Below are 349 nucleotides of genomic sequence, written 5' to 3'. Positions count from 1 at the left end.
TGGCCATCTTTGAGGGAACGCCCATTCAGCCGTTCCCCATGTCGGAGGAGGGAACGCCGCTGAATTTTGATTGGATGGTCCTTTTGGTTCCCTTTGGCGTGGTGGTACTAGTGAGTGCTTGTATCGGCGGGGCCCTGTTCCTAAAACATCGCAGAGAGAACAGCGGTGAAGATGACACAAATCCTTAAGCCAGAGAGGAGAGAATACCATGAAACGAATCCTGTCTGTCCTGTCCGCTCTGTACATCACGGCAATGATGGCAGTGTCCGCTAGTGCATTGAGCTACGATATTGACGCACCCGGTGACCCAGACTATGGAAGCGCGACTTCGGTAGAGCCGGTGATCACA

Annotated in this window: 1 pseudogene; it reads left to right on the top strand. The window is 53.3% G+C overall.

The annotated features are described in order from the left end of the window. Positions 1-188 (top strand): annotated as a pseudogene (locus tag H6B31_RS17905) (cell wall anchor protein); the annotation flags it as partial. Positions 189-349: the final 161 nt, after the last annotated feature.

The sequence above is a fragment of the Pseudoflavonifractor capillosus genome, from assembly GCF_016899775.1.
Taxonomy (GTDB): Bacteria; Bacillota; Clostridia; order Oscillospirales; family Oscillospiraceae; genus Lawsonibacter.
The sequence above is the reverse complement of the archived record's forward strand: the minus strand, read 5'-3'. Positions and strand labels throughout refer to the sequence as shown.